This is a genomic window from Amycolatopsis jejuensis, from assembly GCF_000717335.1.
Taxonomy (GTDB): domain Bacteria; phylum Actinomycetota; class Actinomycetes; order Mycobacteriales; family Pseudonocardiaceae; genus Amycolatopsis; species Amycolatopsis jejuensis.
Window position 1 is genome coordinate 15816 of the sequence record NZ_JNYZ01000022.1, and the last position, 16803, is coordinate 32618.

The window sequence follows — 16803 nt, forward strand, 5'->3', positions numbered from 1 at the left end:
TCTGCGCACTTGTCATGCCTTCTCCCGTCCACCCCCGCTGCGGAATACGCGCAAGCGGGCACGGGAATTCGATGGCTTTCGTTGACTGGAGGACTTTGTGACCCGGTGGACCACGTTACTCATGGACGATGCGCAGCTGAGTGAGCTGCCGCACCTGCCCGCCGAAGACGTGCTGCGGCACGCCGATCTCGTCGCCGCCCGCAAGCCCGAGCCGATCCAGCTGTACCGGCGCTGGGAACGCCAGCAGTGGTCGGCGGAGGATCTCTCGCTCGGCCGTGACCACGCGATGCTGCACGACGAGCGCGTGCCCGCCGGGATGCGCGCGATGCTGTCCAACGCCATCGCCACCTTCATCATCGGCGAGTACACCGGCCTCGACATGCTCGGCCCGATCCTCACCGGATCACCGGACGAGCAGTACTCCGTCTTCCTCGGCACGCAGATCGCCGACGAGACCCGGCACACCCGCGCGGTGTTCCGGATGGGTGCGGAAGTCCTTGGCCTTGAAGAAAATCCACGCACCATGCTCGCCCAGGCCTGGAATCTGTCCACGCCCGCGCACACCGAGCTCGCGCTGCTGGAGGGCCGGATCGTGCGCGAGGTACACGAACGGCCGATGGACTACGGCCAGTGGCTGCAGGCCGTCTCGCTCTTCCACCTGATCACCGAGGGTGTGCTCGCGCTGGTCGGCCAGCGGGTACTGGTGCACGCCCTGCGTGACATCAACCTCTTCGACGGCATCAAGACCGCGTTCGTGGCGATGTGCCGCGACGAATCCCGGCACATCGGCTTCGGCCTGCACGCGCTGCGCACCGGCGTCCAGGAGGGCTACGCCGAGCAGATCTACGGAGTGCTGGAGGAGGCCGTACCGCTTGCGCTGCGCCTGGACAACGAGTTCGACGGCATCGCGGTCGACTTCCGCGCGATGAGCATCGACATCCTCCGCCGCCACCTTGGCGCGATCGGCGCCGACCCGGCGTTCGTCTCGCACCTGCTCGACCGCCATGACAGCCGGACCGCGCTGCACACCGCCTGAGGAGCTGCTGTGAACAACGAAGCCATCCGGATCGTCTCCCCGCGCGGAGCGCTGTCCGGCCGCGACGTCCGCCGCACCTGCGCGGGCATCGCCGACCACCTGCACGGCCTCGGCCTGCGTCCCGGCGACCGGGTCGCGCTGGTCGCCGCGAACTCGGTCGACTACGTCCTGACCCTGCTCACCCTGATGCACCTCGACGTTTCCCTCATCCTGCTCGACGACCAGCAGGCGACCGACGAGCGCGCCCGCGTGCTGCACCGGGCGTCGGCACGCTGGCTGATCTGCGACCCGGCGGTCCAGGCAGGCGACACTCCGGTGCGCCGCGTCGAGCTGGGCGAGCTGGCCGGAGCCGAGGGTACGGACACGTTCGTGCCGGACCTGGAGCGCTGGTGGGCCCGCGAGGACGCGCTCATCGTGTTCTCCTCCGGCACCACCGGCGAGCCGACCGCGGTCGTGCGGTCCGGTCCCGGGCTGCGCGGCAACATCGAACGCACCCAGCGCCGGATGAACTACACCGGCGGTGACGTCCTGCTCCCGCTGCTGCCGTTTTCCCACCAGTACGGGCTTTCCCTGCTGATGCTGTGGTGGTCGGCCGAGTGTTGCCTGGTCGTCGTACCGCACACCCGGCTCGACGCCGCGGTCGAAGCGATCACCGAGATGAACGTCACGGTCGTGGACGGCGCACCCTCGACGTACCACAGTTTGTTGCGGCTGCTGGAAAACCGTTCCGTGCGGCGCGACGCGCTGGAGTCAGTTCGGATGTGGTGCGTCGGCGGCGCTCCGCTCGGTTCGAGCCTGCCGTCGAGGTTCACCCGCTTCACCGGCAAGCCGCTGCTGGACGGCTATGGCAGCAGCGAAGCAGGCAACATCGCGTTGTCCTCCACGGAGTTCCCCAAGTTGTGCGGGCGGCCGCTGGACGGCATCGAGATCGACATCGTCGACGAGGACGGCCGTCCGGTGCCGGACGGGGAGATCGGCGAGCTGATCGTCCGTACGCCGGACCTGATGGTCGCCACTCTCGACGAGCACGGCGAGGTCCGGCCTGCCGAAGGGCCGGAGCACCGCACTGCGGACATCGGCTACCGGACGCCTCGCGGTGACATCGCTGTGCTCGGCCGGAAGGGCGCCGTCCACCGGCACGGCTATACGCTGTACCCCGAAGCGCTCGCCGCGAAGGCCGAGGCCGCGGGCGCGCCGGTGAAGGTGATCGACGTGCCGGATGACCGCCGGGGCAGCCACCTGGTGTTCGTCGTCTCCGACGAATCGTGCAAGGACGCCCGCGCGTGGCGTCGCGCGTTACGGCCGCATCTGGCCACCCACGAACAACCCAACCAGGTCCTCGTCGTCCCCGCTTTCCCGCTGGGCCGGACCGGAAAGATCGACATGAAAGCCTTGCGTGAGCTGGTTGAAGCGGAGTTCTCGCCGAGTGGCGACACCCTGTCCCGCAAGCGGCCGGACGAGTCCGTGGTGCCGTTCGCCGAGCGCGTCCCGGCACTGCTGGCGACCGAGCGGTACCTGAACGAGCACCGCGCGGAGATCCTGTCGATCCTCACCGAGGTCTCGAACCACCAGACCGCGGCCGGGGAGCTGGACACGGCCATCGAAACCCTGCGCGGCGCGGTCGAGGAGATCTCCACGTACCGGCCGTCGCAGGTGCGGCAGACGGCGGTGTTCATGCCGTCCAACATCCCGCTCTACGCGTACGTGCTGTACCTGCTGATCCCCAGCCTGTTCAGCGAAAGCGTGGTGTTCCGGCCGTCCAGCCACATCCGCAGCGCGCTCGGTCGGCTGCACGAACGGCTGTCGGCCGTGCACGGGCTGCCGATCGAGCTGTCCGCAAGCACGCAGCGCGAGTTCGTGTCCGGCCCGGTCGCCGAATCGGACCTCGTCGTGTTCACCGGCACCTACGCCAACGCGGAGAAGATCCGGACCCGGCTCACCGACCCGCAGCTGTTCGTCTACTTCGGACAGGGCATCAACCCGCTGGTCGTCGGCCCGGGGGCGGACGTCGACCTGGCCGCCCGCGACGCTGTCGACATCCGGCTGCTGAACTCCGGGCAGGACTGCTTCGGCCCGGACGTCATCTTCGTGCACGAATCACTGAGCGAGCAGTTCCACGCCCTGCTGGCGAAGCGGATCGACGAGCTGAAGTTCGGCCCGAACGACGATCCGGACGCCGACTACGGCCCGATGTACTACGAGCAGGCATTCGGTTATGCGCTGGAGTACCTGCACAACAACGCCACGCACATCGTCCACGGCGGGCATGCCGACCTCGGCCTGCGCCGGCTGGAACCGACCGTGCTGAGCCGCGCCGCTGCGGGGGTCAAGGCGAACTGCGAGGAGCTGTTCGCGCCGATCTTCAATGTGCTGCGCTACTCGGATACCACCGAGCTGCACACCCTGCTCGGGTCGCCGTTCTTCGAGGAACGTGCAATGGGCGCGATGGTGTACGGCGATCTCCCGGAGACCGTCGAACTGCTGGCCAAGCGGCACGAGGTCTGCCTCAACACCACGTTGCTGCAGACGGAAAACGGCAACGCGCCGATGGGCGGTCGCGGGATCATCGCCAACTACGTCTCCTACGGCGGACGCCGCACTGCCGAGCCGCTGCTGGTGTCCAAGGCCGTCGCGGATTACCTGGAGCAGGGCGCCGAGCAGCGGGAAACGGCATGAGCGCAGTGCTGCCGGGGCCGCGGCTGTCGGCCGCCGTGCAGACTGCGCTGTACTGGGCCTCGCCGCGGCGCACCGTGCGCCGCTGGCAGGCCGCGTACGGCGACGTCATCGGCGCGACCGTGCACCCGATGGGCCAGGTCGTGTTCCTGTGCCGGGCCGGTGACATCAAGGACCTGATGCGCGCCGACCCGGCGACCTTCCGCGCGGGGGCAGCCAATGCCGCGCTCGGCGGGTCGTCCAGCACCTTCTCGCTGCTCACCGCCGACGGCCCGCAGCACACCAACGCGCGAGCGCTGCTCATGCCCGCGTTTCACGGCCGGGCGGTGCGGGCGCAGGTCGAGTACATGGCCGAGATCACCGACACGAACATGGCCACCTGGCCGGTCGGGCGGCCGTTCGCCCTGCACCGGTACACCAAGGAGATCGCGCTCGACGTGATCCTGCGGGTCGTGATGGGGATCGGCCCGGACCGGCTGGCCGAGGTCCGGGCGGCGATGCTGCAGCTCAGCCGCACCGAGTCCGCGGTCGAGCTCGCACTGGGCAGCCCGGTGCTCGCGCGGCTTCTGCCGTACGCGCGGCGCCGGGAACGCCATCTCGCGGACTCGCACCGGCTGCTGCAGGAAATCATTGCCGCACACCGCGACGATCCCGCGCTGGACCAGCGGGTCGACGCGCTCGCGCTGCTCGTCGGCGCCCGCGGCGAGGACGGTAAACCGTTGTCCGACCGGGAAATCGAGGAGCAGCTGATCACGCTGCTGGTCGCCGGGTACGAGACCACGGCGGCGGGGTTGGCCTGGACCTTCGAGCAGCTCGTCCGTACTCCTTCGGTACTCGCGAAGGCCGCCTCGGCCGCGGATACCGATGACGACGAGTACCTCGACGCGCTGGTCAAGGAGAGCCTGCGGCTGCGCACGGTCGTACCGGACCTGAGCCGGATGGCGATGACGGACGTCGAGTTCGCGGGTCACCGCATTGCGGCGGGCAGCATCCTGACGCCGTGCCTCGACGTCGTGCACGAGTCGCCTTCGCTGTTCGGTGACGCCGGAGTGCTGCGGCCGGAGCGGTTCCTCGAGGACAAGGCCGCTAACTGGCTGCCGTTCGGGGGCGGGATCCGGCGGTGTCTCGGCGCGACGTTTGCGCTGGTCGAGATGCGGACGGTGATCAAGCAGATGCTGCGTCGGTTCTCGTTCTCGGCTACTTCCGCAGCGGACGAACGGTTTGTCCGGCGGCACATCACGTCGGAGCCGGGGCGAGGGGCGATGGTCACGGTGCAGGCACGCGCGGCGGTCGCGGCGGCGCGATGAGGATCTGCATCGTCGGCGCCGGGCCGCGGGGAACCGGGGTACTGCAACGGCTTTGCGCACTTTCCTCCGGGCTGGAGGTGCACGTCGTTGATCCGTACCCGCCCGGTCCGGGGCGGATCTGGCGGCGCGCACAGCCGGACCTGCTGTGGATGAACTCGCCGGTCGGCGGGGTGGACATGTTCGGCGAGCTGCCGTCGTTGTGGGAATGGGTCCGCGGCGCTTCTCTGTCGGCGCTCGGCGAGTTCGCCGGGGAGGCCAGCCGGATCACCGAGCGCCGGTTCGCCTCGCGCCCGCTCGCCGGGGTGTACTACGAGCAGGTTTTCACGGAGGCGGCGGCCGGGGCGCGGGTGCACGTCCACCGTTGCCGGGCGGTGGATGTCCGGGATCATGGCTCTGCACAAGCGGTTTGGCTGGAAGGTTCCTCTTCTCCGCTGGTCGTTGATGCGGTGATTCTCACGCAGGGACACGTCGGTGCCCGGCCTTCCCCGGCTTCGCTTTCGCTGGCTTCTTACGCGGATTCGCACGGCTTGACCTACCGGCCGCCGGGACATGCGTCGGAGGTTTCGTCGCTGCAACCGGGGGAATCCGTGCTACTGCGCGGGATGGGCCTGACGTTCATCGACCAGGTGACCTTGTTGACGCAAGGTCGTGGCGGCAAATTCCGCCGAACCTCCGCGGGTTCGCTGGTGTACGAACCTTCCGGCGAGGAACCCGTTCTCTACGCAGGCTCGCGGCGTGGCGTTCCTTATCACGCGAAACCGACGTCGTCGCTGATTGCCGGACCGCCGCCGTTGCCCCGTTTTTTCTCTCGATCCGCCGCGGGGAGCGACTTTCGCGGTCAGCTGTGGCCGTTGGTGGTCAAGGAGATTCTGGGCGGGTACTACCACGAGCTGTTCCTCGGCCATCCCGAGCGGACGACCATGGGGTGGGCCGAGTTTTCCGCCCGATTCGCCTCGGCGGACGATCCGGCGTCGTTGATCGCCTCGGCCGTGCCGGATCCGGCCGATCGGTTCAATTTTTCCGCGGAACCGATGGCCGGATTGGAATTCGGTTCTCTGTCTGCGCTGGCGGAGTGGATGCGGGGGTATTTGCAGGCCGACCTCCGGCAGCGGTCCGATTCCCGGCACACAGCGGTACTCGGTGCGTTGGAGGGACTCAGTTCGGCGGTCATGACGACCCTCGAACTGTCCGGGCAGATCGATCCCGTCTCGTGGATTGCCGACGTCGAACAGTGGTTCCTTCCATTCGCGAGCTACCTGTCGAGCGGGCCGCCGCAGCGACGCCTGGCCGAGCTGATCGCGTTGTCGGAAGCGGGAATCGTGCGATTTCTGGGTCCGCAGCTTTCAGTGTCCACTCGGGACGGTTGCTTTGTGGCCGCGAGCCCGGCGGTACCCGGGACCGTAGGGGCGACCGCGTTGATCGAGGCCCGGCTCGCGGAGCCGACCGTGGAGACCACCACCGATCCACTAGTGAATGCGTTGTTCCATCGCGGAGAATGCATTGCGGATGCGGGAACGGGACGGTTGGCGGTGCGCGATCATCGACTGGTGACGAAATCCGGTGAAACGCATCCGCGCCGGTTTGCGGCCGGGCCGTTCGTGACGGCGGTGCGGACGTCGGAGTTCGGTTTCTACGCGGTGAACGATTCGCTGGCCCGCGCGGTGCTCAGCGACGACGGCTGAGCAGGACTTTGCCGAGTGACCAGACGGTGTCGAGAAGAAAGATCGCCGTCCAGATCCGGCCGACGTTCAGCAGCCAATGTCCGCTCGAATTCCAGAACCACGACGAATCGTGCGGTCCGCTGAAGATCGCTTCCACCGGCCAGCTGTATCCGGCGAACGCCAGCGCGACCTGGACGACGAGGTAGATCACCGCGTGTCCGGCCCAGGCGTTGAGGGGTGGGATCTTGGGCTTTTGCTTTTCTTCGGGCTCGGGTTCAGGTTCGGGCTCGGGTTCGGCTGGGGGTTCCGTTGTTTCCGGCCGATCGATCGCCCCGACCCGGGCGAGTGCAGGCCGGATCACCACCGCCGCAACCACCAGCAACCCGGCAGCAGACAGGCACGCAATCATCCAGCCGCTGTCGAGGCCGTACAGAATCCCCGCGCCGAACGTGCCGATCGTCGCGCCGAGCAGGTTCGCGCTCTCGTAAATCGCCATTCCCCGGCCGAGGTCGACCCCGGCTGCTTCGGCGACCACCGACTGTTCGACCGGAATCGCCGCCGCAAATGCCGCGGCCGCGAGTACCCAGGCAATCGCGATGGTCCACGGATTCGGCGCCAGTGAAAGAATCGCCGCGAAAACGGCACTGCTGGCCAATGCGATGGTCATCACCCGCGCGCGCCCGAGCCGCGTGACCACGTTGTGCAGGAATTCGGGAACCGTGCTGTACACGATGAACCCGGGCAGGAACACCGCGGCAATCGCGCCGAGGCCGAGATGGTAATTCCGTTGCAGGTGCAGCAAAAGCAGCAGCGCGACGCCCGCCTCCGCAACCGCAGTGAGCGCGACGACGCCAAGCAACGGCCACATCCGGCGCCCGAGACTGCCGAGCCGTGGCGTCGTGGTGGTGGCAGGCGGTTCGGCTTTGCCGATAAGCACCACCCCGGCCGCAGCGCACGCGGCCGCGCAAAGCCAGAACACCCCGCGGTAATCAATGCGCGAAATGAGCGTGACCGCCGCCGCGAACGCGATCCAGGTACCGGTTCCTTCGGCGGCGAACAGTTTGGCGAAGACTCCGCTGTCCTCGCGGAGCCCTTCCGCCACCTTGGCCCGCAAAGCAACCCAGAACAGCGCCCCGCCAATGCCACCGGCGACCGCAGCGCCGAGCGCCATCGGAAGCCCGGTCGCGAGCGCGTACCCGACGAAAGACAGCGCGTACAAGAAGGCTCCGGCCGCGGCGAGCCGTCCACGATCAACCCGGTCGGCAAGCACGCCCGCAACCGGCCGGCTGAGGAACGACACCAGCGTTTCGGTGGCAGTGAGCGCACCGATCGCCGCGGGCGACAGGCCGAGCGCGCTGCCCGCCCACAACGGCAGCACGAAGTCGAGGACCTCGACGGGACCCTTGGTCAGCGCCGCGGCAAGGTTGGCGACCCCGGCTCTCCGGGTGGTCGCTGCTGGTCCGGCCATTCCGCTCCCTCCGGTGATAGAATACAGTCGTATCTTGATCACGCAAGCGGGAGGCACCGTGCCGAAGGTGGTGAACCGCGACGAACGCCGCCGCACCATCGCGAGCGCCCTCCTGAGACTGGCCGCGCGCGAAGGCCTGGCGGCAGTGAGCGTCCGCTCGGTAGCCGCTGAGTCGGGAGTCTCGGCCGGTGCGGTGCAGAAGTATTTCCCCAGCAAGGAGGACATGATCCTGCTTGCGCTGGAACTGACCGAGGACCGGCTGGAACGCCGCTACGCAGCACTGCCGGAGAACGCAGACATCGGCGAATACCTCCGCCAGTCCCTCCCCCTGGACGAGGAACGCCGCGAAGAGGCAATCGTCCTCACGGCGTTCACCGCAGCCGCCGCCAACCGCCCCGACTGGGCCAAATTCCTGGCGGAGGGCTACGCATCGATCCAAGACACCACGGCTGCCCTGCTCCGCACCGCGCAGTCCGCCGGATTACTCCCGGAGGACCACGACGCCGACGCATTGGCCGCGGGTCTGACCGCATTGAGCGACGGCTTCACGTCGCGGATCCTGCAGTTGGCCCCGGGGTCCCCGGAAATCGACCGGTTGTTGACCGCGTTGGACATTTCGGCGCGCGCGTTACTGGGGCTGGGCGCGGCGTAATGGGCGTTAGTGATGCCAGGAGAGCTTCCCGCCGGGTGGGTCTGGCGAGTCAGGCACCTATCGCCCGAGTTTCGCGCGCTCTTCTGATCTGCCGCAGCGTTGCGCAGAAACTGCGCCACCCAATGCTTTCCCGGTAAAGTGCAGTTGGATACCAACCCGTATCGCGCCTTCCTCAGTCCACTCGGCTGACCAGGCCGCAGAAGGACGCGACACCACCTTCATCCCGATCAGAACAGGAACCACCGGCTGACCGGCACCTGCCCGGCCAGCAGCCGGATCACCTCCCGGCCGGGATCACGATGACGGGCATTTCCACAGCGAGCCGGAGGTGTCAACCCCGAACTGGCCACCGGACCGGCACAGCCACAAGTGCGCCGCAGCCCACTGTGAAAGCACCACCAGCCGTTCCTTCCATCCGAGCGCCGCGGACTACCACTGCGGTCAGCGCGGTGACCGTAAGACCGCGGTATCCAGGCCGGCCACGATCGCCCTGTCTGATTCTCCATGGACGCCCCACACACACAGCACAGAAGGTGAACCCGACAGCGTCGAGATCCACTCAGCCTGTCGCACCGGCCTCAACGCCACCGTCAGGACGGGTTTTCCAACTGTCCTGACGGAACACCCGCCAGTCGGATTGAGGTCACCTCGTGTTTGAAGAACCCCGGGATACCGTCGGCGCGTGCCTCAAATGTCGCCTGGTAAGGAGTTCACCGACGGGACCACAATTCCGAGACTCAAGTCCCGAGTAAACCTGACGAACGATTCACCAAACCCCACCCAACCAAATCCGGTACCCCGCACGAGGCCGCGACGGCGCCTCGTACGCGCGACCGGGAGGTCGTTCGCGCGCGCCCCGGCCGAGGTTCGCGCAGCATCCGGACGGGCGCCCACGACCTCGCGAAACAGGCTCCGAAACGTCGGATCACACAGCACGACGCGCGAGAGCAAACTGAAGTGAAATGAGCCAAACGCGCTCCATCGCTGCAGCTCAGCAAGTGTGCTCCCCGCGGACGCGGGGATGATCCGTCTCGCCCGTCCGACGCGATCCCGGCGAGCGCGTGCCCCCCGCGGACGCGGGGATGATCCGGACAACAACCGGAAGGCGAGGCGAGGGTGACCGTGCTCCCCACGGATGCGGGGATGGCCCGTCGCTGAGAAAGGCCAGATCCCCGAGGGACACGTGCAAGGTGCCGACTCATGCAGCATCGGATGCGTACAGAACCACCGGTCCGGCGGGTTGTCGACACCCACGGAACACGACCGCTTCCGGGCGCTGGGTGCCGGAAACCGGCGGCACCGCCGCACCGTCACCGGCATCTCCGGAACGGTCGACACACCCACGCGGCCTACCTCCACTCCGAATGCCGCACCGCCTTCCGGTCGCAGAGCTGCGCGGTACCCACCTCGGTGGCACCGGTGCTGTCAACACCAGCACACCTTCCGCCTGGTAACCCCACCGCCGCCCCGCCAGCCTGGGGATCACCCGAATTCGCCCGGAAGGACGTCGATGATCCCGACCTCGCACCATGACCTGCTGATCGGCCGCAGTGTTGCCCTGAGCACCGTCAACGATGACGGCACAGTCCAGACCACCGCGGTGTGGGTCGACCTCGGCGACGACGGCATCCTTCGCACCTCCTTGGCAAAAGCCCGGGTCAAGTACCGCAACCTGCGCAAACGTCCCCAAGCCACGGTCTTCTCCCTGTCCCCGGAGGACCAGTTCCACACGATCGAGATCCGCGCCGAGGTGGCGTTCGCCGCTGATCCGGGGCTCATGTTCTTCAGCCGGTTGCTCGCCCCGTACGGGCAGACGCTCGAGACCTTCGCAGCTCAAGCGGCCGAAGACCGGGAGACCGTCATCTTCCGCCCAAGCCGGATCCGCACGTCGGCCTAGCACACCAATTCGGGGGTGGTGGGTTTGTCCCGAACACCCGACTCTGTGGCCGTCCGGAACGTCGCCGCTGCTCAGGCGGGGGTCGTTCATCCGACGATCATGAGGAGACAGCGTGGTCTCGTCGTCCACCAGCCAGCAGAGCATGGGCCGCATCGCCGTGGCCAGCCTGGTCGGTACCACCGTGGAGTTCTACGACTTCTTCATCTTCGGCACGGCTGCCGCGCTGGTCTTCAGCAGCAGCTTCTTCCCGGCCATGGGACCGGCGGCGGGAACGCTCGCGGCACTGGCCACGTTCGGGGTCGCGTTCGTCGCGCGGCCGTTCGGTTCGATCTTGTTCGGGCATTTCGGTGACCGGATGGGCCGGAAGACGACCCTGGTCGTCACGTTGCTGCTGATGGGGCTCGCGACCGTCGCGATCGGGTTGCTGCCGACCGCGGCGTCCATCGGTGCCGCCGCCCCGATCCTGCTGGTCGTGTTCCGGTTGTGCCAGGGCCTCGCGGTGGGCGGGGAGTGGGCCGGTGCCGTGCTGCTGGCCGCCGAACACGCCCCTCCGACGCGCCGCGGCAAGTACGCGATCTTCCCGCAGCTGGGTCCGTCGCTGGCGTTCGTGCTGGCCAGCGGCACTTTCCTGATCACGAGCCTCACCCTCAGCAAGGAGCAGTTCGCGTCCTTCGGCTGGCGGATCCCGTTCCTGGCCAGCGCGCTGCTCGTGCTGCTCGGGCTGTACGTGCGGATGAAGATCGAGGAGACCCCAGCGTTCACCGACCTCGCCGCGACGAAAGCCCGCGTGCCGCTCTTCGAGGTCGCCCGCCGTCAGCCGCGCGAGGTGCTGCTGGCCGCCGGGTCGGTCACGATGCTGTTCTCGTTCTTCTACATCGGCGTGACGTTCCTGACCGCGTACGGCACCAACACCCTCCAGCTCGGCAAACCGGCCGTCCTGATGATCGGCATCCTCGGCGGATTGTGCTTTGCCGCCACCACGATCATGTCCGGCCTGCTGTGCGACCGCGTCGGCCGTCGCCGGGTCACCACGGTGGCCAACGCCGCCGCGATCGCCTGGGCGCTGGTGTTGTTCCCGGTGCTCAGCATCGGGACGCCGCTGGCGTTCGCGATCGGGATGTGCGTGACGCTGGGCCTGGTCGGCGTCGCGTACGGCCCGGCCGGCGCGCACCTGCCGGAGCTCTTCCAGGCGCGCTACCGCTACACCGGCGCCGGGCTGGCGTACAACCTGGCGGGCGTCCTCGGCGGGGCGGTGCCGCCGCTGGCCGCCGCGTGGCTGATCGAGTCGTTCGGCAACGGCGCCATCGGCCTCTACCTCGCCGCGATGGCCGTGCTGAGCCTCGCGTGCTCGATCGCACTACGCGAGACCCGCGAGGTCGCGATGGCGGAACCGACCGTGCAGCCGACCTGACCGTTCGTGACGGGTCCTTGCCTGGCGAGGACCCGTCACGAACCACTGATCCGGGCGGCGGTGATGCGGTCGAGCAGGCGATCCGGGAGCAGCCGCGCCAGCCGGGTGAACAACGCCGCATCCCAGCCGATCGTGTAGCGGGTACGCGGTTTTCCCGCGGTCACCGCTTTCGCGATCACCTGCGCAGCCTGGTCCGCGGATCGGCCGTTCGCCATGTTTGCCGCCGTGTTCGCGTTGGTCGCCTGGAGCAGCGGCCCGTAGCGCTCCTGCTGTTCCGGGGACATCGCGGCCGCGAGCCGGTCGGTCTCGGCGATCGCCCGGCCGCCGATCGCCGTGCGGACCGCGCCGGGCTCGACGACCACGACGTGCATGCCCAGCGGCGCCACTTCCCGCCGCAGTGCGTCGCTGACCGCCTCGAGCGCGAACTTGGTACCCGAGTACGGACCGCACGTGGCCAGTGCGACCTTTCCCCCGATCGAACTGATGTTGACCACGCGGCCGGAGTGCCGCAGGAGGGCAGGCAGCAGGGCCTGGGTGACGGCGATCTGGCCGAACAGGTTCACCTCGAACGTCCGGCGCCATTCGTCCAGCGGCAGGGTCTCGAACGGGGCGGTGACGGAGATCGCCGCATTGTTCACCAGCGCCCGCAACGCGCCCGGCCACTCGGCGATCCGCGCGGCCAGGTCGGCGATGTGCTCGGGCTTGGTGACGTCGAGGATGACCGGCTCGACGCCAGGAGCCCGGATCGCGTCGGCGTCCTGGTCACGCCGCACTCCGGCGAGGACGTGGAATCCCCGGCGGGCCAGCTCCCTGGCGCTGGCCGCGCCCAACCCGGTCGAGGCGCCCGTGACGACGACGCAGGACTGCGTTTCAGCCGACGTGGTCACTGGACGACGCATCGGCCGCGGCGATGTTGCGGCGCTTCGCTTCGGCCACGAACTTCGCCGAGATCTCGTCGGCCCAGACGGTGAATTTCGCCGGATCCGAGATCATCGAAATGCTGTTCTCGTTCACCGATTTCCGGGAATCCGACACGAAATCGTCCGGCTGCCCGAATTCCTCCAGGATGGCGAGCAGCTTGCCGCCCCACATGGAAACCCGCCAGGCCGCGTGGATTCGCGGCTCCAGCTGCAATGTCGGCGCGGCTGCGAACATCGCGGCGACGACTTCGAAAAGGCGCTCTTCGATTTTCGCGTCCATCAGCTCTGCACCTCGTACGGCGTGTGGAAACTGTTGTGGTGAATGGCCGGGCGGAAGTGCGCACCGCGCGCGTTCGGGACCCTCGGCTTTTCGATCGGGTACCCGATCACGACGGTGGCATCCGGCCGGACGTGCTCCGGGATGTCGAAGAGCTCCCGCACCGCGGCCTCGGACCAGCTCGTGATCGTGCAGGTGCCGAGGTCGAGCTGGCGGGCCATCAGGCCGAGGTGCGCCAGCGCGGCACCGGTGTCGATCCGCGAGATGCCGTCGCCCGCAACGTTGTCGACCTCGACCGCCCCGAGGTCCGAGCAATGCACGATGATCAGCGCCGGGTCGACGGTGATCACAAAACCCGGCAGCACCTGCACCGCGGTCTTGATGAGCGCCGGATCGTCGACGACGATCAAATGCCGGACGCCCGGCCGCCCCTGTTGTGCGCGGCCCGCCGCCCACAGCAATTTGTCCACGTCTTCCCGCGAAACCGGCCGCCCGTCGAACTCACGGAACATCCGGCGTTTGCGCATGGCGAGGTCCAGCTCCACAACCTCTCCTTCGTTCGTTTCCGTTGCTCGGGGAGCACTCCTTGCCATTGTGGATCAACCGCCGGACGGCCGTCCATTGGGAAGAATTCCAGGTGGAATAGGGAAAATCTTCAGTGCTTCGCGTCCGTGTCGTCGCGGGTGATCACCAGCCACAGGTGCGCAGTACACCGGCCCCGGGTCCCCCGCGAACCGGACGATGCGGGCACTCGGCAATTATCCGCCACTGGCCGAAAAGACTTGGGCGGAACTCTCGTCACGACCTGCGGAGTTCGACGTCGTCCCGTCCTGCCTCACCGACGACCCGCACCGAACCGCAACGCGGTGCGGGAATACCCCATCCTCATCGCCGTGGTGAAGGCATTCCCTCGTACGACTTCAACGTGATCGAGTTGGCCGACTTCTGGATCCCGCCCATCATCTTGCCGCCGCCGGGCAGGTGCGGAAGCAGGCGCATGAACTGGTTGCGCAGCCGAATCCCCCGCCGGGTGCGCGGGGCGAAGCCGTTCGCCCCGCCGGGTGGGCGCTTTCTGTTCTGCCGCACGTATTCGCGCATTTCGCTGTCGTACCGGGCAAACGCGACGCGATGGTCACCACCGGCTGCCGCCAGTTCGCCTGCCAGCACGTAAGCGCCGACGAGGGCCATGCTCGTACCCATCCCGAGGGAGCCGCCGAAGGCCGAGTCGCCGAGTAGGACCGTGCGGCCGCGGTACCAGCGGTCGACGCGGACCTCGCCGACCCGCGCGAAGTACAGGTCGTCGGTGTGCTGCAGCTGGTCGATCAGCGACGGGATTTCCCATCCCGACCCGGCGAACACGTCGGCCAGCAGCGCCTTCTGGCCCGGCACGTCGTGTGGTTCCCTGGCCAGCTCCGGCGAGACGAACCCGAACAGCGCCCGGATCTCCCCGGTGTTCCCCAGCGGGTACAGCACCGCGACGCGGCCAGCGACGCCGTTGCCCGCGGGCAGGTTGTACATCACTTCCCAGCCGTCCAGGTCGAGCTCGGTGCGGGCCGGGAAGTACGAGGTGTAGTAGCCCAAGTCTCGCACGAGTTCCGAGCCTCGCCCGAACGTCAGCGCGCGGACGCCGGAGCCGAGCCCGTCGGCGCCGACCACCAGGTCGAACGATTGCGGTGGCGCGTTGTCGAAGGTGACCTCACGTTCGGTGATCCCGGTGATCTGGGTGCCGTAGCGGATCTCCACGTCCGCCGCGTCGTGCAGGATCCGCACCAGGTCGCCGCGCAGGATTTCGAGTTCGGCGACGATCCCGCCCGAGTCCCCGAAATCGTCGCCGGACATGGCTGCCACGCGGTTGCCGTTCTCGTCGAGCCAGGCGATTCCGCGGGTACCGGTGTGGTGCGCCCGTACGGCGTCCAGGATGCCCATCCGCGTCACCACCTCGCGGGCCGCGCCGCGGATGTCGATCGCCTGCCCGCCGGTCCGCAGCGCAGTGGCGCGTTCGACCAGCGTGGGCTGGAAGCCGTAGCGGCGCAGCCACACCGCAAGGGAAAGCCCGGCGACACCCGCGCCGGAAATCAGGACACTACGCATGTGTACACCGTACGAGCACTTCGATACAGTGTACATTTGCTCTAGTGCACTTGTGTAGGCAAAGCAGCTCGGCGGACGGCCGCACTAGTGCACCGGGAGGTCTGATGAACGCGCCGTACCAGCGGATCGTGGCGGAGATCCGGGAGCGGATCACGAGCGGGCGGCTGCGCCCGGGCGAGCGTGTCCCGTCGACCCGGCGGATCACGCAGGAATGGGGCGTCGCGATGGCCACTGCCACCAAGGTGATCGCCGCCCTGCGCGACGAGGGACTGGTGGATACGAAGCCGGGCGCGGGAACCGTGGTGCGGGCGAAGGATCGCGCACCTTCCGGCGACCAGAACCTGCAGCGCGCCGACGTCGTACGCGCAGCGATCGCGATCGCCGACGCGGAGGGCATGTCCGCGGTGTCGATGCGCCGGGTGGCCACCGAGATCGGGGTGGCCACCATGTCGCTGTACCGGCAAGTGTCCGGTAAGGACGATCTGCTGGTCCTGATGGCGGATCAGGTGGCCGGAGAGGAACCCCTGCCGAGACAACCTCCGCCGCAGTGGCGGGCGAGCCTGGAACTCTCGTCCCGTCTACTGTGGACAGTCTGCCGCCGCCATCCCTGGGTGGCCGAGGCACTGTCGTTGACGCGGCCCCGGGCCACCCCGAACCTGATGCGCTACTCCGAATGGGTCCTCACGACGCTGCGCCGCCTGGGGCTCGGCATGGACGACATGATGTACCTCCACCTCAACCTGTTCAGCCACCTCCGCGGCCTTGCCCTCTCGCTGCAGTCGGAAACGCGGGAACGGCAGGACACCGGCATGACCAACAACGAATGGATGGACACCCAGGTCGCGGAGTTCCGGGAAGTCGTGGCCACCGGGCAGTACCCGACCATGGAGTACGTGGTGACCCAGGACTTCGAGCAGGACCTGGACGTCATGTTCGAGTACGGCCTGCGGCTGATTCTCGACGGGCTCGACCGCCAGCTGGCGCGAAGGCCGCCCGCATCCGGTTGACGATGAACGCCGCCGGAACGAGGGCGACCGCACCCGCGACCTGCAGCACCACGAACCACAGCGGCAACGCACCGGGCACACTGCAGTCGATGGCGACGACCGCGATCGGGACCACGACGGAGATGATGCGCAGCCGGATGAACGCGCCTCGCGAGCCCCGGGCGGCGAGACCGGTGAGCCAATACGCGACCACGGCGCTCGCGAACATCCCGCCCGCGCGGCCCCACATGAACCCGCTCACCTCGTACCCGGCGATCGACTCGGCGACAACCGCACCGAGCACCACCGCACTGAACCCGCCGTAAACGAGGGCGAGCATCTTCACCTTGTTCAAGCTTTCCATTGCTCTTCCTTTCCAGTACCAGGATTTCGACAGTAGAAAAGGCCCGGACGCGCCGGTATG

14 protein-coding genes are annotated in these 16803 nt (G+C 68.0%); 8 read left to right on the plus strand and 6 right to left on the minus strand.

The annotated features are described in order from the left end of the window. Positions 1 to 121 precede the first annotated feature (121 nt). Genes OO71_RS28855 through OO71_RS28875 form a run of 4 tightly spaced genes read left to right on the plus strand, consistent with a single transcriptional unit; the run spans position 122 to position 6698 of the window. Entirely contained in the window at positions 122 to 1036 is a 915-nt protein-coding gene (locus OO71_RS28855; protein WP_051792418.1) for a ribonucleotide-diphosphate reductase subunit beta, read from the plus strand. Between the two features lie 9 nt (positions 1037 to 1045). Then, a complete protein-coding gene (locus tag OO71_RS49270; protein ID WP_051792419.1) occupies positions 1046 to 3712 on the plus strand; it encodes an aldehyde dehydrogenase family protein in 2667 nt (888 codons plus the stop codon). Continuing rightward, positions 3709 to 5016: a cytochrome P450 gene (locus OO71_RS28870; RefSeq protein WP_051792420.1), complete on the plus strand. Its 1308-nt coding sequence runs from the start codon at positions 3709 to 3711 to the stop codon at positions 5014 to 5016. Before OO71_RS49270 ends, OO71_RS28870 begins: the two co-directional genes overlap by 4 nt. After that, positions 5013 to 6698, plus strand: coding sequence for an FAD/NAD(P)-binding protein (locus tag OO71_RS28875; protein WP_033293088.1), 1686 nt, complete (start codon positions 5013 to 5015; stop codon positions 6696 to 6698). The genes OO71_RS28870 and OO71_RS28875 overlap by 4 nt, the downstream gene beginning before the upstream one ends. Here the strand turns inward: OO71_RS28875 and OO71_RS28880 are convergent. Further along, on the minus strand, positions 6682 to 8145 hold the full coding sequence (locus OO71_RS28880; RefSeq protein ID WP_033293089.1) for an MFS transporter: 1464 nt from the start codon (positions 8143 to 8145) through the stop codon (positions 6682 to 6684). The two genes, OO71_RS28875 and OO71_RS28880, sit on opposite strands and share 17 nt — an antisense overlap. Positions 8146 to 8179: 34 nt before the next feature. On the opposite strand from OO71_RS28880, the gene OO71_RS50975 reads away from it, so the two are divergent. The 3 genes from OO71_RS50975 (at position 8180) to OO71_RS28895 (ending at position 12105) form a co-directional block, all read left to right on the plus strand. Then, the gene (locus OO71_RS50975; protein WP_162186115.1) at positions 8180 to 8797 is read left to right on the plus strand and encodes a TetR/AcrR family transcriptional regulator; all 618 of its coding nucleotides are present in this window, start codon (positions 8180 to 8182) and stop codon (positions 8795 to 8797) included. A gap of 1510 nt (positions 8798 to 10307) precedes the next feature. Further along, a complete protein-coding gene (locus OO71_RS28890) occupies positions 10308 to 10694 on the plus strand; it encodes a pyridoxamine 5'-phosphate oxidase family protein (RefSeq protein WP_033293091.1) in 387 nt (128 codons plus the stop codon). A gap of 112 nt (positions 10695 to 10806) precedes the next feature. Then, on the plus strand, positions 10807 to 12105 hold the full coding sequence (locus tag OO71_RS28895; protein WP_033293092.1) for an MFS transporter: 1299 nt from the start codon (positions 10807 to 10809) through the stop codon (positions 12103 to 12105). Positions 12106 to 12140: 35 nt separating this feature from the next. Here the strand turns inward: OO71_RS28895 and OO71_RS28900 are convergent, their stop codons facing one another. From OO71_RS28900 to OO71_RS28915, 4 genes are all read right to left on the minus strand, one after another. Then, positions 12141 to 12992: an SDR family oxidoreductase gene (locus OO71_RS28900; RefSeq protein WP_033293093.1), complete on the minus strand. Its 852-nt coding sequence runs from the start codon at positions 12990 to 12992 to the stop codon at positions 12141 to 12143. Beyond that, the gene (locus tag OO71_RS28905; protein WP_033293094.1) at positions 12976 to 13305 is read right to left on the minus strand and encodes a DUF6092 family protein; all 330 of its coding nucleotides are present in this window, start codon (positions 13303 to 13305) and stop codon (positions 12976 to 12978) included. The genes OO71_RS28900 and OO71_RS28905 overlap by 17 nt, the downstream gene beginning before the upstream one ends. Then, the gene (locus tag OO71_RS28910) at positions 13305 to 13847 is read right to left on the minus strand and encodes a nitroreductase family protein (RefSeq protein WP_051792422.1); all 543 of its coding nucleotides are present in this window, start codon (positions 13845 to 13847) and stop codon (positions 13305 to 13307) included. The genes OO71_RS28905 and OO71_RS28910 overlap by 1 nt, the downstream gene beginning before the upstream one ends. 340 nt (positions 13848 to 14187) lie before the next feature. Continuing rightward, on the minus strand, positions 14188 to 15393 hold the full coding sequence (locus tag OO71_RS28915) for an FAD-dependent monooxygenase (protein WP_033293095.1): 1206 nt from the start codon (positions 15391 to 15393) through the stop codon (positions 14188 to 14190). A 104-nt stretch (positions 15394 to 15497) separates the two neighbouring features. Between OO71_RS28915 and OO71_RS28920 the strand changes: the two genes are divergently transcribed. Beyond that, positions 15498 to 16400, plus strand: a complete 903-nt coding sequence (locus OO71_RS28920; RefSeq protein WP_033293096.1) for a TetR/AcrR family transcriptional regulator C-terminal domain-containing protein — start codon at positions 15498 to 15500, stop codon at positions 16398 to 16400. Here the strand turns inward: OO71_RS28920 and OO71_RS50360 are convergent. After that, positions 16321 to 16743, minus strand: coding sequence for a hypothetical protein (locus OO71_RS50360; protein WP_156096581.1), 423 nt, complete (start codon positions 16741 to 16743; stop codon positions 16321 to 16323). The two genes, OO71_RS28920 and OO71_RS50360, sit on opposite strands and share 80 nt — an antisense overlap. Between the last annotated feature and the right edge of the window lie 60 nt (positions 16744 to 16803).